14 protein-coding genes are annotated in these 25994 nt (G+C 42.8%); 5 read left to right on the top strand and 9 right to left on the bottom strand.

Features of this window, described 5'->3' with window-relative positions; genetic code table 11:
- Positions 1 to 7 precede the first annotated feature (7 nt).
- Complete coding sequence (gene treA, locus BMX50_RS00910; RefSeq protein WP_091206345.1) at positions 8 to 1600, bottom strand: alpha,alpha-trehalase TreA; 1593 nt, start codon at positions 1598 to 1600, stop codon at positions 8 to 10.
- A 179-nt stretch (positions 1601 to 1779) separates the two neighbouring features.
- On the opposite strand from treA, the gene BMX50_RS00915 reads away from it, so the two are divergent.
- Complete coding sequence (locus BMX50_RS00915) at positions 1780 to 2931, top strand: glycoside hydrolase family 130 protein (RefSeq protein ID WP_091206347.1); 1152 nt, start codon at positions 1780 to 1782, stop codon at positions 2929 to 2931.
- 96 nt (positions 2932 to 3027) lie between these two features.
- Complete coding sequence (locus BMX50_RS00920; RefSeq protein WP_091206350.1) at positions 3028 to 3342, top strand: hypothetical protein; 315 nt, start codon at positions 3028 to 3030, stop codon at positions 3340 to 3342.
- A 38-nt stretch (positions 3343 to 3380) separates the two neighbouring features.
- On the opposite strand, the gene BMX50_RS00925 is transcribed toward BMX50_RS00920, so the two are convergent.
- Positions 3381 to 6770, bottom strand: a complete 3390-nt coding sequence (locus BMX50_RS00925) for a DEAD/DEAH box helicase (RefSeq protein WP_244280798.1) — start codon at positions 6768 to 6770, stop codon at positions 3381 to 3383.
- 158 nt (positions 6771 to 6928) lie between these two features.
- Here BMX50_RS00925 and BMX50_RS00930 point away from each other — a divergent pair, with 158 nt between their 5' ends.
- Together BMX50_RS00930 and BMX50_RS00935 are read left to right on the top strand one after the other, a co-directional pair.
- The gene (locus BMX50_RS00930; RefSeq protein WP_091206352.1) at positions 6929 to 9664 is read left to right on the top strand and encodes a bifunctional YncE family protein/alkaline phosphatase family protein; all 2736 of its coding nucleotides are present in this window, start codon (positions 6929 to 6931) and stop codon (positions 9662 to 9664) included.
- A 284-nt stretch (positions 9665 to 9948) separates the two neighbouring features.
- Entirely contained in the window at positions 9949 to 11067 is a 1119-nt protein-coding gene (locus BMX50_RS00935) for a deoxyribonuclease II family protein (RefSeq protein ID WP_091206355.1), read from the top strand.
- A 76-nt stretch (positions 11068 to 11143) separates the two neighbouring features.
- On the opposite strand, the gene BMX50_RS00940 is transcribed toward BMX50_RS00935, so the two are convergent.
- From BMX50_RS00940 to BMX50_RS00965, 6 genes are all read right to left on the bottom strand, one after another.
- Positions 11144 to 11578: a MarR family winged helix-turn-helix transcriptional regulator gene (locus tag BMX50_RS00940; protein WP_091206357.1), complete on the bottom strand. Its 435-nt coding sequence runs from the start codon at positions 11576 to 11578 to the stop codon at positions 11144 to 11146.
- A gap of 35 nt (positions 11579 to 11613) precedes the next feature.
- Positions 11614 to 14883 (bottom strand): efflux RND transporter permease subunit, encoded by a 3270-nt coding sequence (locus BMX50_RS00945; protein ID WP_091206360.1) that lies wholly within the window; start codon positions 14881 to 14883, stop codon positions 11614 to 11616.
- A 2-nt stretch (positions 14884 to 14885) separates the two neighbouring features.
- Positions 14886 to 18140 (bottom strand): efflux RND transporter permease subunit, encoded by a 3255-nt coding sequence (locus tag BMX50_RS00950; protein WP_091206363.1) that lies wholly within the window; start codon positions 18138 to 18140, stop codon positions 14886 to 14888.
- Between the two features lie 30 nt (positions 18141 to 18170).
- Entirely contained in the window at positions 18171 to 19355 is a 1185-nt protein-coding gene (locus BMX50_RS00955; protein ID WP_091206366.1) for an efflux RND transporter periplasmic adaptor subunit, read from the bottom strand.
- Between the two features lie 21 nt (positions 19356 to 19376).
- Complete coding sequence (locus BMX50_RS00960) at positions 19377 to 20822, bottom strand: TolC family protein (RefSeq protein ID WP_167667778.1); 1446 nt, start codon at positions 20820 to 20822, stop codon at positions 19377 to 19379.
- 235 nt (positions 20823 to 21057) lie between these two features.
- Positions 21058 to 21444 carry a hypothetical protein gene (locus tag BMX50_RS00965; protein ID WP_091206372.1) on the bottom strand — a complete coding sequence of 129 codons (387 nt, stop codon included), beginning with the start codon at positions 21442 to 21444 and terminating at the stop codon, positions 21058 to 21060.
- Positions 21445 to 22087: 643 nt separating this feature from the next.
- On the opposite strand from BMX50_RS00965, the gene BMX50_RS00970 reads away from it, so the two are divergent.
- On the top strand, positions 22088 to 23737 hold the full coding sequence (locus BMX50_RS00970; RefSeq protein ID WP_167667779.1) for an RICIN domain-containing protein: 1650 nt from the start codon (positions 22088 to 22090) through the stop codon (positions 23735 to 23737).
- A gap of 83 nt (positions 23738 to 23820) precedes the next feature.
- On the opposite strand, the gene BMX50_RS00975 is transcribed toward BMX50_RS00970, so the two are convergent.
- On the bottom strand, positions 23821 to 25974 hold the full coding sequence (locus tag BMX50_RS00975; protein WP_091206374.1) for a xanthine dehydrogenase family protein molybdopterin-binding subunit: 2154 nt from the start codon (positions 25972 to 25974) through the stop codon (positions 23821 to 23823).
- Between the last annotated feature and the right edge of the window lie 20 nt (positions 25975 to 25994).

Here is a 25994-nt window from a genome sequence, read left to right on the forward strand (position 1 = left end):
TAACGCATCAATTCTGCACTTCCGCCGGCGTCTTTTCCAACTGATCGGTATCGATATGGTATCTGTTAACCAAATGTAGCAGCACACCATTTGTCCAACCAAAGCCATCCTGTAGTGGATATTCCCCGCCGCCGGCAGTTAATTGGGTATCAACCACATTATATTTTTCCAGTAATTTACCGGTTTGTTTAAACACCCTGATATTGAGTTTAAGCCAACGAGTGGCAATTTCTTTGGCCAGTGTGTTGTAATTGTATTTTTCGAGTCCGTCTACAGCCATATATTGCAATGGTGCCCAGCCATTGGGTGCATCCCACTGTTGGCCCGAAAAATTTGGCGTGGTAACCAGGCCGCCGGGTTTCAGGAAGTTGCTTTTCAGTCCATCGGCCACTAAACGGGCCTGCTCATCGCTGGCAATTTTAAATTCGAGCGGAAATTCACCGGCAAGCGTTTCAATAGCTGATTGCTGTTTCTGCTTCCAGTTATAATCATCAAACCAGCCTGTTTTCTGGTTCCAGCAATATTTAAGGATTGCATTTTTCCGGCTGTTTGCCCTGTACCGGTACATTTTGGCCAGCTTGGCATTTGGGAGTTGATTTAGGCTGCGGGCAATGGTTATTTCCAAATTATACAGCAGGCAATTTAGATCAACCGGGATAATATCTGTGGTTTGTATAGTTGGTAGCTTACCCGATGCATCAAACCAGCGCGTACTGAAATCCCAGCCTGAAGCTGCAGCCGCACGGATATTTCGATAAAACTGGGCCGATGGTTGTTTGCTCTCCTTGGCGGCATCAACGTCTTTTATATATGATTCTTCACGCGGTTCATCGCTTTCATCCCAATAACGGTTTAATAATTCACCGTCGGCCATTCGTACAACCCGATGTGTGGCTTGATTTGCCTTTACGGCTTCCCAGCCATACATCCAGTATTCGTATTCTTTGATTAATTGTGGTCTGAAGTGCACCAGTACTTTCTCGCCCTCCAATTTCGCCAGCAGGTTAACCATCATGGCAAAAAATGGCGGCTGCGAACGAGTGAGGTAATAGCTGCGATTACCGTTAGGGATAAAACCATATTTATCAATCAGGTAAGCAAAGTTTTCGACCATATTGTGGATCACCTTCACCTGGTGGCTTTCCTGCAGACCGAGCATGGTAAAATACGAGTCCCAATAATAAATTTCCCTGAACCTGCCACCGGGTACAATGTATGGATTAGGTAATGCAAGGGCCGATGAAAAAGGCTTAGCTTCATCCGGACGTCGCTGCAATACCTGCCATAAGGTATCAATATGCTTGCGAATACCCGCGGATATATCGGTTTGAAAGTTGTTGTGCGATACAGGAACATTGAAATTTGCCAAAACAAATGCCTGCAGGCTAAAGCCGGGCTTATCTTTCTGCTCATTATAAGCTTTCATGATCAGTACAGGATTCTGCTTCGGTACGGCATCAACAAAGGTCTTATTATCCGGAAAAATGGTTGAGGTTTGAACTGCCTCAAATAGTCCCGGAAACTGTTGCCGGGGCGTAGCTGTTTGAGCACTTACCTGTGATACAAAAAATATAAATGCGAGTAAAAGAAGTTTTCTCATTGGCCTAAAATTTTACCCCTTTACAGGATGGGTAATTGGTTTATAACAGGATATAAATTTACTATTTTTGAAGCGATTATAATTGATATCTGCTTTGTTTTCAGCGATTATTGTGCAGGATATAAAAGATATCAAGCGCATGACTCCATGCTATAAACCATAACCATAAATCATTTACCATGATAAGTTTTTTACGAAGAGGGTACATTATATTTTCTTTTTTGTTTGCTCATGTTTGCTATGGCCAGTCAACTGTTAACAAGTTGCCGTCGTGGGCATTTGGCGGGTTTGTACGGCCGGCAAATATTAACCCGATCATATCGCCGGATACTGCGTCTCGCTTCCTTGACCCCATGAGTAATAAACAGGTTCAATGGGAGGCTAATGATACTTTCAATCCCGCGGCAACTATAAAAAGCAATAAAATAGTAGTGCTGTACCGGGCCGAGGATTTGTATGGTATAGGCATTGGCTTTCGCACCTCGCGTGTTGGCTATGCCGAAAGCAATGACGGGATTCACTTTAACCGAAGAAAAACACCTGTACTTTACCCGAATAACGATATCGCCAAAAAATACGAGTGGCCTGGCGGTTGTGAAGACCCGCGTGTAGCAGTTACGCCTGATGGTACTTATGTTATTTTTTACACCGAATGGAACCGGGATTTACCAAGATTGGGCGTCGCTACTTCAAAAGACCTGATCCACTGGAAAAAACACGGGCCAATATTCGAGGCAGCCTATCATGGTAAGTTTTTTAATATCGCCAGTAAATCAGCCTCTATATTAACCCAGGTGGTTAACGGCAAACAGGTAATTATTAAAACACATGGAAAATACTGGTTGTATTGGGGCGAACACCATGTATACGCAGCAACATCGACAAACTTAGTTGACTGGGCACCGGTGATTGACCAAAAGGGAGAGCTGAAAGAGCTTATGTCGCCGCGTGACGGCTATTTTGACAGCGACCTTACTGAATGTGGCCCGCCGGCGTTAATGACTAAAAATGGTGTGATCCTGTTTTATAACGGTAAAAACAAACCAGCGGAAGGTAGAGATAAGCGGTTCAATGCCAATTCGTATTGTGCAGGGCAAGCTTTATTTGATGCAAAAGATCCATCTAAATTTAAAACACGACTTGATATTCCTTTCCTTAGACCAATGGAAGCTTTTGAGAAAAGCGGACAATATATAAACGGCACCGTTTTTATTGAAGGGATGGTTTACTTTAAAAAGAAATGGTTTATGTACTACGGCTGTGCCGATTCGCGGGTGGCCGTAGCTGTATATGACCCATCCAAACCCGCACTGCCCGATCCAATTGAATAACGATTGGGCCTGGTATGCTATTAAATTGAAAAATTATAGCTTAAAACTTTGGGTTGTATTAGTCTAAGTATTATCTTCAAAAATTAAATATTTAATATGCTTTATATCCTTATTTCAATTGCCGTTATCCTGTTTATTGCTCACGTAGTTTTGTTATTTACTTCGTTTTCAAATGCAAGTTTGATCTCGCCTCGATATTTTTATTCGCACTTAACTTTATGGCTTACCGGATTATCCGTTTTTGCATTGGCAGTATTATATAGTGGCACCAACCAATCAGGCTTTCTTGATTATTTTAATACATGGATGAAGAGATCATATATCCTGGTATTTACTTTTGGTCTGTCGTTGGTTGCTCATTGTCTTGTGACTTTTTTAGTGCTGCCTTTATTACGAAAATCAAGAGCTTAATAGCAATTTATTGTAGATAGATTGTTGCTGCGGTGAGGCTAATTCAATAAATCAAGCAGATCATCTTTTGAAAGCGAACTTGTGATAGTGCTGTCTGGCTTGATGAGGGTGTTGGCTATATCCTTTTTTGATTGCTGCATTACCATGATCTTTTCTTCAATAGTACCGGGGCAAATAAGCCTTACGGCCACAATTTTTTTATCCTGGCCTATACGGTGACAACGGTCTATGGCCTGATTTTCGACAGCTGGGTTCCACCAGGGGTCAACAAGGTACACATAGTCGGCTTCTGTTAAATTGAGTCCGGTACCGCCGGCCTTCAGGCTAATCAGAAAAACCCTGATGCCGGGATCATTTTGAAACTCATTAACCGCCTGTTCCCGTTTGCGGGTTTGACCGGTTAGGTAGGAGAAGCGGATATCACGAGCGCTCAATTCCTTGCGGATCAGGTCAAGCATAGATACAAATTGCGAAAAGATGAGGATTTTATGCTGATGCTTTTTACTTTCAATTTCTTCCATCAGCATATCCAGTTTAGTCGAGGCATCGCCCGGCATTTTTTCGCCCTTTAATAGCATAGGCGAATCACAGATCTGTCTGAGTTTATTAAGCCCCTTTAATACGTTCATAGAGCTCTTTTTTAGCTCCTCATTGGTTGTAGCCGAAATATATTCTCTGAATTCCTTCTCGTAGGAGTCGTAAATATGGCGCTGTTCCTGCTTCATTTCACAGTACAAAACCATTTCGGTTTTTTCTGGCAGTTCTGCAGCAACCTGCTGTTTAGTGCGTCTGAGTACAAATGGTTTTACCTTAGCCTGCAGTTCGGCTGCACGTTTACTTCCTTTAAATTTATCGATAGGGACGGCGTAGATATCTTTAAAGTACTGTTTGCTTCCCAATAAACCCGGGCAAGCGAATGAAAGCTGGCCATACAAATCGAACGTGTTGTTTTCGACAGGGGTACCTGTTATGGTAATTTTATTGCGCGATTTCAGGAGCCTGACGGCCTTGTAACGCTGCGACTCGGGATTTTTTATATTCTGTGATTCATCAAGGAATACATAATTGAAATTAAAATCTTTTAAGAAATTAATATCTGACAATAGTGTACCATAGGAGGTAAGCACAATTTCATGCTGATGCAGGTGTTTGGTATGTTTAAGCCGCTCGGCACCATAAATAGTATGAACTTTGATAGACGGTGCAAATTTTTGAACCTCCTGCTGCCAGTTGAACAGGAGCGAAGTGGGTACCACAATGAGGTTGGTATTGGTCTCAGTTTTACTGCGCTGCAAAAGGATAAAAGCAATAACCTGGATGCTTTTACCCAAACCCATATCATCTGCCAGGCAGCCGCCGAAATTAAGATTATCCAAAAAGTTGAGCCAGTTCAATCCCTGGCGCTGATAGGCACGTAGTGTTCCATTTAGTCCGGCAGGTACAGGTACTTCATCAATAACTTCAGTACTGGTTAGCTTTTTATTGTATATGGCAAGCTCATTTCGCACATCCTCGTCAAGCATTTCTTCATCATAATATTGCTGTATGGCAGTATAGTTACTTTTTGAGGTGTGCAACGTATCATCGTCTGAAATTTCGCCCGAATTAAAATAGTGTGTGAATTTTTCTATCCATTCGGCGGGTAAAATTCCCTGTGTGCCATCATCAAGCCGTATGTATTTACTTTTGTTTTTTACAGCCTGGTGTACCTGTTTTAATGAAGCCCTTTTTTTGCCGAATTTTAAATCGATTACTGTGTTGAACCAATTAATGCCACTTACTACGTTGATGGTTATCTTTACTTTATGCGGGTTTAGCTTATTGCCCTCCAGTTCGTTAAAGCCAAGTATTTCGATGTTGTGACTAAGCCACTCATTAAATACATTTAAAAACCACTCTTCATCCAAAAAATGCCTTTTATGCAGGTAAAAGTAATCAAGGTCGTTATCCAACTGCTCATTAAAATAAAGATGTTGTTTTACAAGTAGGGCTGTAAATGCTATTTCTTCGTCATCTCGCCGTTTAACTAAAAACTGGTTGCCTTTTTCGTCGGTACCATAAATTTGCCTTTGCGTGCGGATGGGGATCTCGGCCTCTCCATAACGCATCACCGGGATGATCATCACATGAGCACCAAAATCTGACAGGTAAATGATCTTTTCGGCGGGTTGATCAAATCCCTCTTTTTTTATTTGCTCCTGTGTGGCTGGTTTAATGTAAGTATAATCGATATAAAGCTTGTTTTCCAGCTTGTTTAGAAGGTGCGATTTTAACTCGCCGAATTTGCTTTTATGTACCTGCAGGCTGCCTTGCTTCTTTTTCAGCAGTTCAATAACATTCAATACCTGCAAGCTTTCAACCAGGTAAAGCACATTGCCGGTGCTGATAAAATAGGTGTATTTGATATCAAGATCTTTTACATCATACAGCAGGCCATCTATATTAAAAATGCCGGTTATCTCATAAAACTCATCCCATGTATTTACTTTCAGTTCCAGGTTGCTCCTTAAACTTTTAACCGGAACCGGGTTTATCGAACCCGCACTAACCTTTTCTGAAATATTGTTGTCATGAGCATAAAAACCATAAGCCAGTGGGTTTTTAACAATGGCCTTCAGCGCTGCGATATCTGCAATCGTTTTCTCTTTGTTAATATGGTTTTGAAACTTATGTATTCCGGTAAAAAATTTGAGTTGTTGTGCGTCGTTGGTTTCCCAAATGAGGTCTAAAGGAGCTATTGGCAACAACGGGTTCTTGATCTTTCCGTCTTTAGTGCTTTGTGCAAGGTACAGTTCAACAAATAAATACTTATAATATTTATGTTGTTTTAGCACGATACAAGTTACTTTATCCGCTATATCTCCGGGTTGCTCAATCGGTTCGGCTTTATCATTGATAATGATATTTTGTAAACTGGCAAGGCTCTCTTTGGTAATGGCAGTTAATGCAATTGAGCGTGGGGTTATCTCAAAGCTTTTAGATGATGATCTCAGCTCAAAAAAACTATCGAGATCTGGCTCTTCTTCCAATCCGTAATCGGCCGCTGTCTTTTTTAGCTTTTTATGTCTTAGTTCGGCATCAAAAAACACCCTAAACTCATCTCTTTGTATTATGGCTGATAATACCTGGGCCTGGTGTTCGCATAGTTTATTACCTGTAGCATGGCATCCGCATGATAGGGCTAGCTGCCCTTCATGACTGGTAACAATTACTTCGGGAAAAGCTACCGTGCCTGATTGATTGGTAAATGCGCCCTGGTTAATTTCAAGGTGCTTGGCCAGTATTTGCCTGTAGCTGTGCGAGTCAAAATAAATGCTTACAGCAGCATGGGCAGCAATAACACTTTCGCTAAGGTCGGCAACGCTTGCGCCTTTGATGATGATATTATGATTGCTTTCGCCTTCCTGATAGCTGATTATCCTGATCACTCTTGCTTTGATGTGTTAGCCGGTAAATATCATAACAATTATGGTAATGAGGATAATTGCCGGTGCATTTTCCCTTACTCTGTAACAATTATATTCTTCATCAATTATTTACCTTTAGTAAATCAATCTGTCATAATTTAGCCGTTTAGCTTAGTACTATGAAATATCCAAAGGTCTTATTGTATCTATTTATTTTAGCACTCTCTTTTTGTTTTTATGCTTGTCATACTGTTTCGGGTAATAAACAAACTTCCGACAATGAACAGGTTAATATGCATAGTGCTTATGATGACAGTACACTTAACCGCCATATATTGCCGGTTTTGATGCCTTATAACCGAATTATCGATCCGGCCGGGATAGTAATTTCATTTGGCGATGCTGCTGATGAAAACCACAGCATGGATGTAAGACTAATCCCGGGTACCAGGTTTATCGCTGTTGAAGACAGGTACGGCATGACCATAATTGATACTACCGCAAAAAAAGTGGCCGCCCGGTGGACCTACAAACAAGACGCACGCTATCGCGGCCTTACAAGTACTTACTCTGGCCTTAAAGTGGTTAATATCGACAATCAAACCCAAATCTACTGGAGTGCTGCCGCCGGCAAAGGCAAAGATTCCAAATCGTACGTTTTTCAGGCGGTATGGAAAGAAGGTAATATCAGCATCCAAAATACATTTAGTTTTAGAGCTGAAGGCGAATCGCCACTGGCGTTACCTAATGATCTGGCCATCAACAAAGAAAACGGCATAAATTATCTGTACGTAGTGTTAAACGGAAATAACCAACTGGTCAAGATTAATTTAGCTGATAATAAAACCGTTTGGACAAAATCAACCGGTGTTGCTCCATATGGAATTACTATCGCAAAAAACAAAATATTCTTAACCAATTGGGCCGGGCCACAGGCTATTGATACATTGAAACGTGAAACAGCCGGCGTTCCATATGGCAAGGCCTATATTGATCCCAAAACCGGAGCAACGGTGCAGGGTACCGTAATGGTTATGGATTTAGCTAAAGGCGATTTGATTAAAGAAATTACAGTTGGCCTGCATCCGAATGCTATCGTTAACAGTGCCGATGAAGCATTCGTTTATGTGGCGAATGGTAACAGTGACATGGTATCGGTAATTTCAACCAATTCACTGCAAAATATTGCTGCTATTGATGTTAAGTTAAATCCGGGCAAAAAAAGCTATATCGGTGATTCGCCCAATGCTTTGGCTGTTAATGCCGATGGTACTATATTGTATGTCGCTAATGGTTTGGATAATGCGGTTGCCGTAGTAAAGTTGGGAAGCAAAACGTCGCTTAAAGGAACCGGCAATGATGAAGTGAAAGGTTTCATTCCAACAGAAGCATATCCCGGCGGCCTGGCTGTAGATGGTAACAATCTGTTTGTGACCAATCTGGAAGGCGAGGGCTCAAGGATAAGCACAGATGAGATAGGTAAGGATAATTTAAAAGGCGATTTGCCATCCGGTGCTGACGTTACTGCCTATAACTCGCACCATTTAAAGGCAACTGTATCAATAATTAGTTTCCCCGATGATAATTTATTGAAGCAGTACACCCAAAAAGTTCAGGACCTGAACCTCAGCTTCCGTCAGCAGATAGCGCAGTTACTGCCCCGTAAAAACATTGTGCCTAAACCAATGCCAGAGCGTATCGGTGAGCCATCGGTTTTTAACCATGTACTGTATATCATCAAAGAGAACCGTACATACGACCAGGTTTTAGGTGATATGCCTGAAGGAAATGGTAATAAATCGCTTTGTATTTACGGCGATAGTGTCACTCCAAATCAACATAATATAGCGCGCAATTTTTTGTTGCTTGATAATTATTATGCCTCAGGCAAGTGTTCGGCCGAAGGACACCAGTGGACCGATGCAGCCATGGTTACAGATTACGTTGAAAAAAGCGTACGCTCCTGGTTTAGGAGTTATCCGCATGTGCAGGAAGATGCACTTGTTTACGATGGCAACGGTTTTATCTGGAATAACGCTGCCGATCATGGTAAAACAGTAAGGATTTATGGTGAAGCTTGTGCCGTGCATTTTGATGATAAATTAAGCTGGAGCGATATTTATAACAACTATACAGCAGGTAAGCCTTTTGCATTTAAAAACACCAGCACTATTTCGCGGGTGAGACCAATGCTGTCGCAGAATTTTCCAGGTTCTGATGAACATAAGATCAATGAGCAATTAAGAGCAACAGCTTTTATCAAAGAGTTACATGAATATGAGCAAAAGCCGGGGGATCAATTGCCGCAACTGATGATCATGGCCCTGTCGGCCGATCATACCGTAGGTACCCGCCCCGGTTTCCCAACTCCCGATGCTATGGTGGCCGATAATGACCTGGCGCTTGGCCGTATTGTAGAAGCAATTTCAAAAAGCCGTTTCTGGAAAAATACGGTAATATTTGTTACTGAAGATGACTCGCAGGCGGGATGGGATCACGTATCGGCATATCGCACTACAGGCTTTGTGATTAGTCCTTATAGCAGGTTACAGCATAAAGTAAGCAAAAATTATAATCAGACCTGTATCGTACGTTCCATTGAACAAATATTGGGTTTACCACCAATGAACATCATTGACGCAACCGCATTGCCCATGTTTGATTGCTTTACCAGTAAACCATCTCCTTACACTTATACCAGTTTAAAAAATAAAGTGCCGCTCAATAAAATCAGTGCGCCTTTTTCTTCACTAAAAGGACCTGCATTACATTTTGCGAAATTATCATCAAGGCCCGAATACGATCATATTGATGGGGGAAATGATGACGTGATGAACAGGATACTGTGGTTTGCTGCTAAAGGGAAAAAAGCCTATCCCGCTAAGCTGGCAGGGAAAGATGAAGATGATGATTAAAAAATAAGTAAAGATCGTCATTAATTCTAAGATCAACTATAATATCAAAACAATTGTATGTTTTAAAATCGCTGTCTTAACAGGGCAGCGATTTTTTTGTGCCGTCAATCAGCTTAACCTCTAATAACTGATTGTTTTATACGTAAAAATACGGTAAAAACGCCTTGAAAATACCGTGAAAATACGGGGACGCTTGTGCACAATATTGCCTTATCTTTATTGTAAACCTCATCAACGCCTGCAAGCGATTAATCAATCAATTTCACAACCTAACCAAAAAAATTATGAAAATTTCAGCGCTTGATGAAAGTGGCGAACCAGTTGACTGGTGGTTTATTTACAAAGTTCCACAGCTTGACGGAGGTGTGGGTAATGACAAAGCAACGGGGTACGAGTATGTTTATTATGATTCCAAAATTGATGGAAATGCAGATCCCCGGCAAAGAACAATTACTAAATCGCCAAATGTTTTGAACAGCAACCAAGGGGCGCTTAACCTCACCATGGAATCGGTGTTCAAAAATTTCAAAACGCCTGCTCCAACCACCGGCTGGATTCTTTACAATGATGAAATGCCCGAAAGCTTTAGTCTTAATAAACACGACGATGGTACCAGGGGGCATACCAAGGGAGTATTAGCATTTGATACCGAATCTGAAACAGCTTTCTGGTTGCTTCACTCATGGCCCAAATTTATGGAGCCTGGTGCAGAGAAAGATCCAACTCCCAAATATGGGCAAACATACTTATGCATTTCATTAGATTTAAAGACTGCAAATGCTATTGCCAGGCAGATGCTGACCCACCAGGAGCCGCAGATATACAATTTTAATACTGCCAATTTGCCTGCGACAGATGATCTCTTCACGCTAACTCAACCATTGAAAAACCATCCCCTTCCGCTTGGCGATTCGATTGATCTAACCTCGATCGCCGGTATGCCTTTCAAAGTTATAGCCAAGAACCGGGAATGGAATGATGATTTTTGGAATAAGTTGGTAGGCCCTACTTTGGATGATGATCTGGACGTTGAGACCTGGATCCGTGGCCCTATTCCACCTATCGCCGATAGCGATGGCATCCATAAAACTTTTGATATTAAGTATATCAACTTAGGCTTTATGGGAGCACATTGGGCATGGCCCGAAACAAGTGACCACGCCAAATGGGGAGTTACATTACATGAACCCTGGATTTGTGTAGGTGATATTAACCGTATGATTTCGCAGCGTAAACGCGGCGGGGGCACTATAGCATTTAAAAATCAAACCTTGTGGTCGGGTTTGTCCAAAACAAGTTTGCTTTTGGCTCCTCCGGGGCATAACAGAACTGAAGCTCATGTGCTGATTCAAAAAACACATCACCTTCATGCAGAGGCCCCTCCAAGAACACCGCCGGTATAAAAAATATAAACTATTTCTTTTCGATACAGGTATTGTTTTTCAAGGCCTGTATCGAAAAGAATTAAAAATAAGATCACTAACAAGACAGCTTATTTACCAAATTATGCTGGATCATTTCTGAAACTTCAAAAAAGGTCATCAGTTTTTGCTGCTCTATACCGGCCCCTGCCAGTTGATTTATTTTTTCAACGCTTAGTTCAATATGCGGTATGAAGCTTTTGGCTAAAGGAGAAAGTGAGATATAATGGCGACGCCTGTCTTCAGGATTGATATTTATTGATACCAACCCACGTTTTTCTAAATCGAAAACAATTACTGCTGTACGCGATTTGTCGATCTGTAGCAGCTCTGAGAGCCTGTTTTGTGTAATTTGTTTCTCCTCAACGGCAAGCGTTAACAATACTTCAAAGTGATGGTCGAGTTCAAAGGGCGAGAGCTCGTTTAAGATCATTTTTGTATACAGATAGTTGATCTTTTTTAATCGTTTTGATATCAATTGTATATTTTTCATATCCTCTAATGATATTAAGTCAATTCATTTCATTATTAATGCGATTCTCTGGATGATTCATGTTCTGCACGCGCCTCCGCGATATCATACTCCAGTTCAGGGTCAATATTCTGTGCCTCAACTTTTCTTGCTTTTTCCATCAATTCTTCGTGGTGCGTTTGCAGGTAAGCCAGTTGTTTCTTTCCGTAGGATAGCCTTGTGAGGAGTACAAAGAGCACTGGCACAACAAAGATGGATATGGTTGACGACGCTATCATACCACCCAGCACCGTAACGCCAATGGTATTCCTGGATTCGGCACCGGCACCTGTAGCCAGCACCAGTGGTAATACCCCTAAAATAAACGCCAGCGATGTCATGATGATTGGCCGCAAACGCAGGCGTACCGCTTCAAGTGTTGATTTGATAAGTTCTTCTCCGCGGTCAACCCTCAGTTTGGCAAACTCTACAATAAGAATGGCATTTTTAGCAGATAAACCAATAAGTGTTATTAAGCCGATTTGTGCGTATACATTGTTGGTTATGGTCGGCGTAACGGATAAAGCAACTATTGCCCCAAATGCACTAACAGGAACTGCAAGCATTACCGAAAAAGGCACAGACCAGCTTTCATACAAAGCTGCAAGAAACAGGAATACAAAAATGATAGAGAACAAGAAGATATATACTGTGATGGAACCCGCTTTTATCTCCTCATAGCTTAACCCCGAAAACTCATAGGAGTAGCCCCGTGGAAGTGTTTTTGCGGCCAGTTGCTTTAATGCTTCAATGGTTTGCCCGCTGCTATACCCCGGCGGAATAGCGCCATCAACCTCTGCGGAACGGAAAATGTTAAAGTGGGTGATGAGCGGAGCGGCGACAATTGGCTTGTAACTTATCACAGTACTCAGCGGCAGCATTTGCCCGGCCGAATTGTGTACATAGTATTTATTGATATCAGACACAAGCGCCCGGTAGGAAGTATCTGCCTGAACTACCACGTGATACGTACGATTATACAGCGTAAAATTATTTACAAACAAGCTACCCATATAAGCCTGCATAGTTGAAAACACGTCTGAGATATTGATGCCCAGCTTTTCGCATTTCTCCCTGTCTACATTTAATTCGTAGCTTGGCGTATGTGCGGAAAAATAACTGTACGCACCTGCTGTTGCAGGTACTTTTTTTGCTGCTGCGACAAATTTTTTGACAGTCTTCTCAAATGCATAAATATCGTCGGTAGAATTTCCCTGCTCTATTTGCATACTAAAGCCCGCTGCCTGGCCTATGCCGCGTATTGGTGGAGGTTGAGCAACAACCACGTTGGCGTTTTTGATACCGGCCTTCGCAATTCGCTTTTTAATTACGTTAATTAAACCTTGTATCCGGGTATCAGGAGTGGTGCGGTCGTCCCAGGGAGTGAGCATACAAAACATGGAGCCATTATTTGAGTTGGCCCCACCGTTGAGGATATTGAACCCCGAAATGGCCGTATAATGCAATATCCCCGGAGTTGATGCCACAATTTTCATCAGCTTGGTCATCACATTAACCGATTGAATTGTTGCTGACGCTTCCGGCAATTGGTAGGTTATGTATAACCTGCCGCCATCTTCAGAAGGTACAAAACCCGAAGGCTTTAGCTTAAACAAAATATAAGTGCCGGTACAAATGCATACCAGTACAATAATAACATACCTACTGCCTTGTATGCACCGTTTTACACTGTCGGCATAACTGAACGACATTTTCTCAAACATCCGGTTAAAGGCATGGAAAAATCTGTCCAGCCAATTTTGCTTAGCGCCATCAGCTTTAGCGGGGCGCAATAACAACGTACATAACGCCGGGGTTAATGAAAGCGCAACAAAGGCCGATAGCATAACCGATATAGCAATGGTAATAGCAAATTGCTGATACAAACGCCCAACAATTCCCGGAATAAAGCCAACCGGCACAAACACTGATGCAAGGATAAGCGCAATGGCAATTACCGGTGCCGAAATCTCCTTCATGGCGTGATAAGTAGCCTCTTTTGGTGACATTCCTTTTTCATCAATATAATGCTGAACGGCCTCCACTACAATAATGGCATCATCAACCACTATTCCTATGGCCAGTACAAAGCCAAACATGGTAAGCGTATTTATGGTAAACCCAAGTGGTATAAAAAAGCAAAAAGTCGCTAATATAGATACCGGGATAGCCATAATAGGAATGAGTGTTGATCGCCAGTTTTGCAGAAACAGTAATACAACTATTGCCACCAGCCCCAGTGCCTTGAGCAATGTGCCCACTACTTCCTGCATCGAAACTTTGATAATAGTTATGGATTCAAATGGCACTACATAATCCACATCGCTAGGGAATGACTTTTTGAGTTTGGCTAAAGCAGCATACACATTTTCGGCTGTTTGTAGCGCGTTGCTCCCGGGTGATTGGTATACCTGGATGGTTGAGGCGCGGTTACCGTCAATAAAGGCATTGCTTGAGAAGGTAAACTTACCCAGTTCAACCCTGGCAACATCTTTGAGCCGCACAAGCTGCCCCGTGCCGGGGATGGTTTTGATAATGATGTTTTCGTACTCCGTAGCTTTGTTAAGCATGCCATTAACTAATATCCCGGTTTCATAAACCTGCGATGACGATTGCGGAGGTGCACCTACAGCGCCCGCCGCAACATACATGTTTTGTGAAGACAGGGAACTGGTAACCTCGGCAGGCGTAAGATTATACGATGCCATTTTATTGGGATTAAGCCATATGCGCATGCTGAAGTTATCGGTACGTGCAGTCACATCACCAACACCAGGCACACGTAATATGGCGTCCTGAATAAATGTATTGGTATAGTTGTCTAAAAAGGTGATGTTATGGGTATGCTTTGGCGAGTAAATGCCTATCATCATTAACTGATCGGGATTACTGGCGCGTACAGTTAAGCCCAACTTACTCACAACCGATGGCAATAACGGCGAAGCAATCCCCACGCGGTTTTGGACATTAAGTGCTGCTATGTGCACGTTAGTGCCAATTTTAAAAGTAACCCTGATACCCATGCCGCCGCTGTTGGTGCTGGTACTCGTCATGTACTCCATACCCGGCGTACCGTTTACCTGTTCCTCAATAGGAGTGGCAACTGTTTGTTCAACAGTTTGCGCATCAGCACCAGTGTAAGATCCGTTAACGGAGACGCTTGGTGGTGAAATATTCGGGTATTGGTCAACCGCCAGGTTAAACAGGCATATTAAGCCCGAAATCATCAATACTACGGATATAACGATTGCGGTGACCGGTCTTTTTATAAATGTGTTTGCGATCATCGTTATTCAGTTTTATGTAATTCACGGGATTTTGCAATCTCGTATTCCAATTCAGGGTCGATGTTTTGAGCTTCGACCTTTTTAGCCTTTTCTCTAAGGTTTTCGCGGTGCGCCTGCAGGTATTCCAGCTTTTCTTTGCCATATGAAACACGGGTTATCACTACAAACAGCACCGGTACAATAAATATGGCTATTGTTGATGCAGCAAGCATGCCGCCAAGCACGGTATAGCCAATGGTTTGTCGGGCTACAGCTCCTGCGCCCGTAGCTAATACCAATGGCAATACGCCCAAAATAAATGCCAGTGATGTCATGACAATAGGCCTTAAACGGAGGCTTACGGCTTCAAGGGTAGATTTGATGAGCTCTTCTCCCTGGTCAACCCGTACTTTTGCAAACTCCACAATAAGGATGGCATTTTTTGCTGCAAGGCCAATCAGTGTTATCAAACCGATCTGGGCATAAACGTTATTGGTTAAACCCGGAACCATTACCAAAGCAAGGATAGCTCCTAAAGCTCCGACAGGTACGGCCAGCAATACAGAAAAGGGAACAGACCAGCTTTCATACAGGGCGGCCAAAAAGAGAAACACGAACGTAAGAGAAAATATAAAGATGTAAATAGTGGTTGAACCTGCTTTTACTTCTTCGTAACTCAAACCCGACAACTCAAACTCGTACCCCTCGGGTAAAACTCGTTTGGCCAGTTTTTGCATTTCGGTTATAGCTGCGCCGCTGCTGTAACCTTCGTTGGTTGAGCCATCAATTTCGGCCGAACGGAAAATATTAAAATGTGAGATCAGCGGCGGGGCATCTACCGGCTTGTAGCTAATAACCGTTCCAAGTGGCACCATGCCACCGGCCTGGTTACGCACATAATATTTATCCATGTTGGATACCAGCTTGCGATAAGCTGTATCGGCCTGTACTACTACGTGAAAAGTGCGGTTATAGGTGGTGAAATCATTGATATACAGGCTTCCCATATAAGCCTGTATAGTAGTAAAAACATCTGCTACATTTACCCCGAGTTTTTCGCACTTCTCCCTGTCAACCGTTAAGCTGTAATTGGGTGTATGCGAAGTATAAAAAGTGAAAGCCTTTTTAATAACCGGATTTTTATTGGCTTCGGTTACAAAGTTGTTCACCACTTTTTCAAATGCCTGCAAATTATCAGTTGTGCTTCGTTGTTCTATCTGTATACTAAAACCAACCGTGGTACCGATGCCGGGCAGGGGCGAGGGCTGGATCACTTCCACATTGGCATCATTTATACCGGCGTCGGCAATACGCTTTTGCAGCACGCCTATAATTCCGGGAACCTGTTCACTTGATTTACTCCTGTCATCCCAGGGGGCAAGCTGACAATAAATGGTGCCGTTGTTTGAGTTACTGGCATTGGTGACAACGTTAAGGCCCGACAATGCTGCGTAATGCGCAACGCCGGGAGTGGAGCCGATCACCTTCATTAACTTCGACATCACTTCAACCGACCGGGCGGTTGATGACGCCGGAGGCAACTGAAAAGTGACGTACAAATTTCCATCATCTTCTGACGGTATAAACCCTGACGGTTTGCCCTGGAAAAGAAAGTACGATCCCGCACAAATACATATTAATATGATGATCACCAGGCGTGAAGCCTTAATGCTTTTTTGCACGCCAAGGGTATATCGGTTGGTTATTCGTTCAAATGCATTGTTAAACACAAAAAACCACTTATTGATACCCTTTGCCTCCTTATTAATTGGTGAGGGTTTAAGCAACAACGTACAAAGCGCTGGTGTTAACGACAAGGCTATAAAAGCCGATATGATAACAGATATGGCTATGGTAATAGCGAATTGCTGATAAAGACTGCCCACAATGCCGGGTATAAAACCCACCGGCACAAATACGGCAGCCAATATAAGCGCAATGGCGATAACCGGGGCCGAAATATCCTTCATAGCCGTATAAGTCGCTTCTTTAGCCGACATGTGGTCATGATCGATATAATGCTGCACAGCCTCAACCACAATAATGGCGTCATCAACCACAATACCAATGGCCAATACAAAACCGAACATGGTTAGGGTATTAATGGTGAAGCCAAGCGGTATAAAGAAGCAGAACGTACCGAATATAGATACAGGTATTGCAAGTACCGGAATGAGCGTTGAACGCCAGTTTTGTAAAAACACAAATACAACCACGGCAACCAGCGCCAATGTTTTTAAGAGTGTGCCTATTACATCGCTCATGGATACCTTTACCACCGTAACGGATTCAAAAGGTACCTGGTACTGTACATCGGCCGGGAAGTTCTGTTTCAGCTTAGCGAGAGCGGCGTAAATGCCATTCGCAGTTTCAAGGGCATTGCTACCGGGTGCCTGGTATATTTGCAGGTAAGATGCCTTATGGCCATCAACAAAAGAATTACTTGAGAAGGTGAATTTACCCAGCTCAACCCGGGCCACATCCTTAAGATAAACCATTTGTCCGGTTGCCGGTATGGTTTTAACAATGATCTTCTCAAATTCCGATACTTTGCTTAACCTGCCGTTTACCAGGATACCCAGTTCGTAAGTTTGGGTCGAGGCTTGTGGAGGCACACCCGCTGTTCCGGCGGCTACCTGTACGTTTTGTGCATTAAGGGCGGCAATTACATCCGAAGGGGTTAAGCTGTATGAAGCCATTTTTTCCGGGTTCATCCATATCCGCATGCTGAAATCGTCGGTAAAGCGATTGATGCTTCCAACGCCCGGCACACGCAGCAAGGCATCCTGGATAAAAATATTGGTATAGTTATCTAAAAAAGTGATGTTATGTGTGCCTTTTGGAGCATATATGGCTACCATCATCAGCATACTTGGGTTAACTGCACGCACCGTAAGCCCTAACCTGCTTACCACGGCAGGCAACAATGGTGTTGCTATACTGACCCGGTTTTGAACATCAAGGGCAGCAACGTCAATATCGGTTCCGGGCTTAAACGTTACATTCAAAGTCATTTGCCCGTTATTGGTGCTGTTACTTTGCATGTACTCCATTCCCGGGGTACCGTTTACCTGTTCCTCAATAGGGGTAGCAACAGTTTGTTCAACGGTTTGAGCATCGGCTCCCGTAAATTGGCCGTTAACCTGTACAATGGGCGGTGTAATATCGGGGTATTGATCTATAGGTAACAGCAATATGGATACCGTACCTGTAATAACCAATACAATAGATATTACGATTGCCGTTACAGGTCTTTTTATAAAGGTATTAGCTATCATAATTTTTTTCCTGAATAAATTAAGAGTGTTTTATCGGCCTCCTTTACCACCTGCAGAGGGTGCAGCCTTGTTGGCAGTTGTTATCGGCACGCCATTGCGCAGCAGTTGTACGCCATCAACAACAATACGGTCGCCGGCTGCAATGCCACTTTTGATGATCATGCCGGCCCCAATGGTTTGCCCCGGCTGTACCTTTTTTTGTACTGCAAAAAGCCTGGATATTTTATTTTTAGCAGAATCGGCACCGGCTTTTGGGTTGTTAACCAAACTATCCTTGGCGGTAAATACAAAATATTCGCCCATTTGCTCAACTACAGCTTTGCCCGGCACCACCAGTTGTGGACCAGCTTCCTGGTTATGTACCCGTACAACACAGCTCATACCAACTCTTAGCATGCGCTTGGGGTTAGCAAATACAAGCCTGATAGTAACCGATCCTGTTTGCGGGTTAACTGCACGGTCGATAACCGAAATTTTACCGTTTACAGGATATAGTGAATTATCAGACAATAAGAGCGTAAAAAGTGAATCTACGGCAGAGCCCTTGCTTTGTTGCAGGCGCTCAAATTTTGGTAATTGTTTTTCATTTATCACAAAATCAACCGCCATCGGGTCGTCTGTTGAAATGGTGTTTAATATAGTTGAGCCAACATTTACTACATCTCCCAATTTAACCTGGCTAAAACCTATGGTGCCACTAAATGGCGCATAAACCGTAGCATAGTTTAGGTTGGTTTTTGCGGTTTTTACAGCTTGCCCCGATGCGCTTAACTGATTCTGTGCATTTTGCAGCGCAATAACTGCATGGTCATAAAGCTGTTTGGCAACTGCGTTGTATTTATTGAGATACTCGTACCGGTCGGCATCTTGTTGCGCCTGGGTAAGGCTGCCTTCGGCAACCTTGCGGTTGGCTACCGCCGCATCATAATTATCCTGGTATATACGCCTGTCTATTTCAAAAAGCTTTTGTCCTTTTTCTACATGCGTACCCTCGGTAAAAAATATACCGGTTATAGCTCCCTGTACCTGCGGAAGCAGGTTAACCTGGCTTAAAGCAGCAGTAGTAGAAGGATATTGATCATAGTAAAGCACATTTTTGGCTTTGATCTTTAATAAATTAACCGGTATTTCCGGGTCGGCAGGTGGCTGTTTTTGTTTGCACGCACCCAGGATAAGTACGGTTATAAAGCTGATTATTAATGATAATTTATTCATGGAGATTTATTTTTTATTGCATTAATAAGTAATGTCACCCATTGCCTTTTGCAGGTCTATCTTGCTTGATAGCAGTTGGAACAACGAGTTTGTATAGTTTATTTCTGCGGTAATGAGATTAGATTCGGCTGTTATTACATTCAGATAGGCTACAACGCCTTGCTTATATTGCAGGTTTACAACAAAGTATACCCGCTTTGCCATGCCTACATTTTTTTGCTGCTCCTGAAAACTGTACAGGTTGCTTTTATAGTTGGCCATGCTGGTGGCATATTCTTTATAAATCCCAAGTTTTAAGTTCGTCTCGTCCCAGTTGATGAGCTGTTCCTGCAGGCGCGACTTGTGTATATTATGCGTACGGGCAAATCCGGTAAAAATAGGAATGCTGAGAGACAACCCCACCGAAGAACTTGGGTTTGAGCCCGACAGCAGATCTGAGAAGCGGTTATTAGCAAACTGAAGCCCATAGTTAAAGAAACCGGATACCGTAGGCAGAAAGGCATATTTATAATAGCTGGTGAGTTGTGCCTGTAAATCTTTACGGGTTTGAATCTGCTTATATTCTATCCTGTTTTCATATTGAAGTCCCTTGGCTGTATCAATCCGGACATCGTTCATCATCTGCACGGTATCAATGCTCACGTTAAACTCTTTTTCGGGTTGGTATCCCATCAGTTGCTTCAAAGCGGCGTACTGAGGGACAAGGTTTTCCTTAGCTTGTTTTAATTGCGTTTTTGAGTTACTAAGGGTTATGGTTGCCTGCAGATAATCTGTTTCATCTGCAATACCACCTTTATATTGATGATAGGCATCGCGCAAACTTTTACCGAGCCTTGTAGTATCTTCTTTTAGTACGTTGATTTGCTGCAGGGTGAGCAGTACATTATAAAAAGCTTTACTGACCGAGCTTACCAGATAAATTTTAGTACTGTCTGTAACTTGCTTTGCCTGCTTAACGAGTAAAGGTGCGCTCTTAGCAGCGTATAGCAACCCCGGACTTACAATGGATTGTGTTATGGACAGTTCGGGGATGAATGTATTGGCATAGTTGCTGCGTACGCCTGTAATGCTACCAGCGCCGGTTGTTGTGCCACTGCCTGCATTGGTTGAAATATTATTGTTAGTTTGCTGTATGTAATGGACAAGATTACCACTGGCATTAACCTGTGGCAGCCACGCCGCCAAATTAATAGCGTTTGATGTACGCGCTATATCTGTATTAATAAATGATTGGTTTAATGCAGGTTGATGAACTAAGGCGTAATCGATACACTCCCTTAACGTGAGATACTCGCCGGAGCCGTGTATAACGGGCATCACGGGAAACCCTACTTTCCCGGTGTCCGGAACCTGATCGGGTGCAGGGAACTGCGTTTTGTTATTTTGCGCGGATGCGTTTAACGATATAAGGCATAAGATAGCGGCAACCCAAAAACAGGGGCGTACTAAGTTTATGCTGAAAAACATGATTTTCATTATTAACCGATAATTATTAAAAATTGACTTTGAACCAGTCGGGTACACGTATTAAGTATAAGCTATTGAAACAGAAGCATAGTTATTTGTAGCACCTCATTTACAAGCTTTGCTTATATGCATTACACTGATTAAAATATTGTTGACACGCGAAGAAAATCGCGCAATAAGATCATGACCGAACTCATTTCAGTTAAAAAAATCAGCGGCCACGGGAGGGTAACAATCAGATCCTTAACCGACGAAGTTGAAGATAAGTGCCGGAATAAGAGATATATCCGGGAGATGAATAGATGTCGTGTTTTTTCTTTAATAAGAATAAAGCGAAGGCACTGAATATAAATGCCAGCAGGGGAGTAAAGCCTGTTAATTTGGGGACAATGACTTTACGTTTGCTTTCAACAACCGAACGAATGCCATGGTGTGCCGACGAAGTGCCGTTACTTTGACTCCGGTTTTTATGAATAAATTCGCTATTGACTAAGGCTTTGAGTTTTAAGGCCTCTTTATTTAGGTTAGGTAAAAAAAAGATATGCGTTAATGTAATAAATAAATATGCCGCTATTGCAAGCACATTTATAAACTGATCAACAATACCTTTAAACCGGTTCACCTGATTGAATTTTAACGCGATTATATTACAATACAGTAGCTATTAATGTTTTGTAACTATTTGAGTACAAATGCCAGAGCTACCATTCTTCATGCAAAAGAAATACTTCTATGCTTTTCCGACTGATCCAAATAAGCGTTCTTAACGTCGTAAATGCATCTAAAAGCTATAAAATAGCCGTTTTTTAGCGGCTGTGGCTGTTTGCCTTTCCTTTACCTCGCAATAATAGCAAGATTTATTACTTGCTGTTGTAAAAATTGCTTTACCAATTGAGTATCTCTCCGAAGTATTATTGTCTCTATATGTGATAATATCCTGTTTGTCAGTAGTATTATTTTTTTTGTTCTCGCAAACTAATTACCATTTATAAATCTAACCTCGCTGATTATCAAATATTGTTTGGCCAACATTGAAGTTGCCTGTCTTCATAAAATAGGTAAGGGAAAGTTGCAACCCTGAAAATGCGGCATCATCAAATATGTTTTATTTATCTGTTCTGTAAAAATTACGTTTTGTGGAATTAAATAATTTATCCCCAAACATTTGATTTTTTAGGATTAACAGGAGTGTTTTTAACCAATAGCAAACCCTTCTGGTAAATAAGTGGAGGCTAATCGCCTGCCATTACATAACAATTTTAACTATGAGAAAGAATTTTTTGATATTAATTAGCTGCTGTATCATTGCAGCTACGGGCTGTAAAAAAACAATCTCGCCCGAAAGTATCGCCGGAGAAACCAATAAAACCGGAGATGGTAAACTTAAAACAAATGCTACATTCAGTTTCATTCATCCGGGTATGCTGCATACTTCTGCCGATCTGATCCGGATGCAAACACAGGTGAATGCCAACGCCTCGCCTTGTGTTGATAGCTACAACATCCTTACTGCCAATTCCTATTCGCAACTTAATTATGCTATGGCCGGCCCGAATGATACGCTAACGCGGACAAGTACCGGAGGCAACTATGTACACATTATGCGCGATGCTGCAGCAGCGTATCAGGATGCTTTAAGATGGTACATTTCGGGCGATAATGCCTATGCTGATAAAGCGGTGAGCATTCTTAATGCCTGGGCAACAACCTGTAAGGCCATAGGCGGAGATTCCAACTATGCATTAGCTTCCGGTTTGTATGGATACCAACTCGCAAATGCCGCCGAAATCCTTCGATCGTACAGTGGCTGGTCGGCTACCGACTTCAGCAATTTCAAAACATTTATGTTGAATGTTTTTTATCCGGCAGCCAATGGTTTCCTGACCAATCATAATGGGACCTGCGATACGCATTACTGGGCCAACTGGGATCTGTGTAATATGGCCACTATTTTATCTATCGGTATCTTATGTGACGATCAGGCGAAATTTAACCAGGCTGTAACTTATTTTAAGAGCGGCATAGGGAATGGGAATATCGACAGGGCGGTATTCTACGTTCACCCCGGAAACCTTGGGCAAAATCAGGAAGCTGGTCGCGACCAGGGGCACGCAACACTGGATATATCACTGGTAGGCGCATTTTGCCAGATGGCTTTTAACCAGGGGCAGGACTTGTTCGCCTATGAGAGCAATAAAGTATTGGCATTAGCAGAGTATACAGCAAAGTATAACCTGAATATGACGGTACCTTATAACACCTACAACAATTGCGACAATGTGAACCAAACCGTTATTTCAGATGCTTCGCGTGGCACCATCCGCCCATGCTGGGAACTGATCTATAATCACTATCAAAATGTGATGGGCATTACAGCAACTTACAGCAGCCAGTTTGCTACCCAGGTGAGACCGGAAGGCGGTGGCGGAAACTATGGTTCAAGTAGCGGCGGATTTGACCAACTGGGGTTTGGTACACTTACCTGCACTGTCGGTACACAGCCCATTGCTAATGGTACATATCATTTAGTTAACCGGGCTACAGGTAAATACCTCGATAATATAGGTGCAACTACCGACGGAGCTAATGTTGGGCAATGGACCTCAAGTACCAGCAATAATCAAAAATGGACGCTTACTTATAGCAGTGGTTATTACAAGTTGATTTGTGTATCCAGTGGAAAAGCGTTGGATAGTGATAACCATACGGACGATGCTTCGACTATTGTACAGTGGACAAGCGGTGGCAGCACCAATCAGCAATGGACAATTGTGCCAATCGGGTCATACTACAAAATTGTAAATCGGACTAACGGAAAATGCCTGGATACCGGCGGCGGGACAGCAAATGGTAGCCCTATGGAGTTTTATGGTAACAACACTAGTTTGAACCAACAATGGAGTATTGTACCTTGATACTCGTAGCCTGATATAGTAAAATGGCGGCTATCTGTATTTACCAGGTAGCCGCCATTTTAAAACGATTTGTTCTGAGCCGATTAAACCTCGCTCAATTTAAATGGCAGTTTCCTGATCCTTTTACCTGTTAAATCAAATATGGCATCAGTGAGCGCCGGGGCAAAAGGTGGTAAGCCAGGTTCGCCCACACCTCCTGCATCTGCAGTATTTTCCATAATGTGTACTTCAACAGGAGGGATGTCACTCATGCGCGGCATCAGGTAGTCGTAAAAATTATTTTGCTCCACCAGTCCGTCTTTGAATGTAATTTCATGGATGGTAGCTGCGCCCAGCGCCATCACAACCGAGCCTTCAACCTGAGCCTTAATAATATCGGGATTTACATACCAACCACAATCCATAACTGCCCAAACCTTGTCAATTTTTACCTTGCCATCCTCACGCCTCGAAACCTTTACAATCTGACCTACTGTACTGTCAAAACATTCTGTTATGGCTACGCCAAAGCCTTCATTCTTTTTCCTCGATTTCCAGCCGGATACTTCTTCCATTCTGTCAATCAGGCGCTGACAACGTTCGTCCCTTAAATATTTTCTTCGGAAGTCAAGTTGATCCTGCCCACCCAATACGGCCAGTTCATTGATAAAACTCTCATATCCGAATCCGTTTGTAGAGGCATAGACCGAACGCCACCACATATTAGGTAAAGGCATTTCATAAGGCACATCTGCGAAGCTAATATTCTTAATGCTGTCATAATAAGGTTTTAAAAAACCTTCTGTTGTACTATTATTGGCTGTTCCTCTCTTATCAGTGTTCCAGTGGTCGATGTTTTGACCTGCCATTTTGAACTTCACTGCGCTTATTTCACCGTTTTCAATAGCCCCTTGAGCTCTGTAGGAAATTCCGGCACGATATGGACCTTGCTTTACATCATCCTCTCTGGACCAAATAACCTGAACCGGTCCGCCTATTTCTTTCGAAATGGCTACGGCTTCATGAGTATAATCCAAAAAAGCTTTTCGGCCGAAGCCTCCGCCTAAAAAAGTCATATTAACGATAACTTTTTCTTTAGGCATCTTAAATTTACTACTGATATCGCCCTGTACCCAATCCGGAGCCTGTATTGGCCCCCAAATTTCTATTTTGTCGTTTTGGTAATGCGCTACACAGTTTAATGGCTCCATAGCGGCGTGCGCCTGGTAAGGTGTTTGGTAGATCACGTCGATCTTATTGGCCGATTTGGCTAAAATATCATCCGGATCACCTTGTTTTTTAAATGAAAGGCCTTCTTCTTTTTGAAGTAGCTCCTCGTGCTGTTTGTATATATCGGCGGTGTTTACATGCTCAAAGCCGCTTTCATCCCAGTCAACCTTTAGCGCTTTCCGGCCTTGCATAGCCGCCCATGTTGAATTGGCAATAACTACCACGCCATCACGGGTAGTATTAAAAACCATCATTTGTATCTTAAATACATTTTTCACTCCCGGAACTTTCATAGCTGCAGAGGCATCAAAGCTTTTAAGCTTACCGCGTAATCTCGGATTGCGCTCTACAGAGGCATAAAGCATTCCCGGTAGCTTCTTATCCAGCCCGAAGATGGCCTCACCATTGGTTTTCATTGGGGTGTCCAGCCTTTGAAGCGGTTTTCGGATCAGCTTGTATTGAGATATCTCCTTTAACTTAATATCGGCAGGAGGGGAGAGTTTTGATGCATCTGTAACCAGATCTCCGTAATTTAATTTTTTTCCGGATGGCCTATGGATAACGTGGCCAGATTCTGCGTAGCACTCGGCAGCAGGGACATTCCATTTGTTCGCGGCCGCTGTGATCAGCATCTCACGCGCTGTTGCACTTAATTTGAGTAGCTTTTTGTAAGATCCCCTAATGGTTGAGCTTCCGCCGGTGATCTGGCTGCCAAATTTATCAGGATTGCCTTGTGCAAATACCACACTGATATCCTTCAGGTCAACCTCCAGCTCTTCTGCAATAATTTGTGGTATAGACTGAAAAGATCCCTGGCCCATTTCTGCGCGATGATCAGTGAGCGTTACCTTGCCATTAGTATCGATACGCATCCAGGCATTAAAATCAAAGCCATGCTCAGCGCCGGTTGCCGATATTAACTGTTCGTTTTTTGCATTGGCGGGGAAATAGAAGCCCAAACAAAGCGCGGTTCCGGCAAGACCAGACACGCGGAGAAAATTTCTTCTTGATATCGCATTAGTTTCCATAGTGGTTGCTCTTATCGTTT

The sequence above is a fragment of the Mucilaginibacter gossypiicola genome, from assembly GCF_900110105.1.
GTDB classification, from domain to species: domain Bacteria; phylum Bacteroidota; class Bacteroidia; order Sphingobacteriales; family Sphingobacteriaceae; genus Mucilaginibacter; species Mucilaginibacter gossypiicola.

Excerpts from the sequence above, each read along its gene's own strand:
- BMX50_RS00955 (WP_091206366.1), bottom strand. The coding sequence starts at position 19,355 with ATGAATAAATTATCATTAATAATCAGCTTTATAACCGTACTTATCCTG.
- BMX50_RS00930 (WP_091206352.1), top strand. The coding sequence starts at position 6,929 with ATGAAATATCCAAAGGTCTTATTGTATCTATTTATTTTAGCACTCTCT.
- treA (WP_091206345.1), bottom strand. The coding sequence starts at position 1,600 with ATGAGAAAACTTCTTTTACTCGCATTTATATTTTTTGTATCACAGGTA.
- BMX50_RS00960 (WP_167667778.1), bottom strand. The coding sequence starts at position 20,822 with ATGTTTTTCAGCATAAACTTAGTACGCCCCTGTTTTTGGGTTGCCGCT.
- BMX50_RS00945 (WP_091206360.1), bottom strand. The coding sequence starts at position 14,883 with ATGATCGCAAACACATTTATAAAAAGACCGGTCACCGCAATCGTTATA.
- BMX50_RS00950 (WP_091206363.1), bottom strand. The coding sequence starts at position 18,140 with ATGATAGCTAATACCTTTATAAAAAGACCTGTAACGGCAATCGTAATA.
- BMX50_RS00920 (WP_091206350.1), top strand. The coding sequence starts at position 3,028 with ATGCTTTATATCCTTATTTCAATTGCCGTTATCCTGTTTATTGCTCAC.
- BMX50_RS00915 (WP_091206347.1), top strand. The coding sequence starts at position 1,780 with ATGATAAGTTTTTTACGAAGAGGGTACATTATATTTTCTTTTTTGTTT.
- BMX50_RS00975 (WP_091206374.1), bottom strand. The coding sequence starts at position 25,974 with ATGGAAACTAATGCGATATCAAGAAGAAATTTTCTCCGCGTGTCTGGT.
- BMX50_RS00940 (WP_091206357.1), bottom strand. The coding sequence starts at position 11,578 with ATGAAAAATATACAATTGATATCAAAACGATTAAAAAAGATCAACTAT.
- BMX50_RS00935 (WP_091206355.1), top strand. The coding sequence starts at position 9,949 with ATGAAAATTTCAGCGCTTGATGAAAGTGGCGAACCAGTTGACTGGTGG.
- BMX50_RS00970 (WP_167667779.1), top strand. The coding sequence starts at position 22,088 with ATGAGAAAGAATTTTTTGATATTAATTAGCTGCTGTATCATTGCAGCT.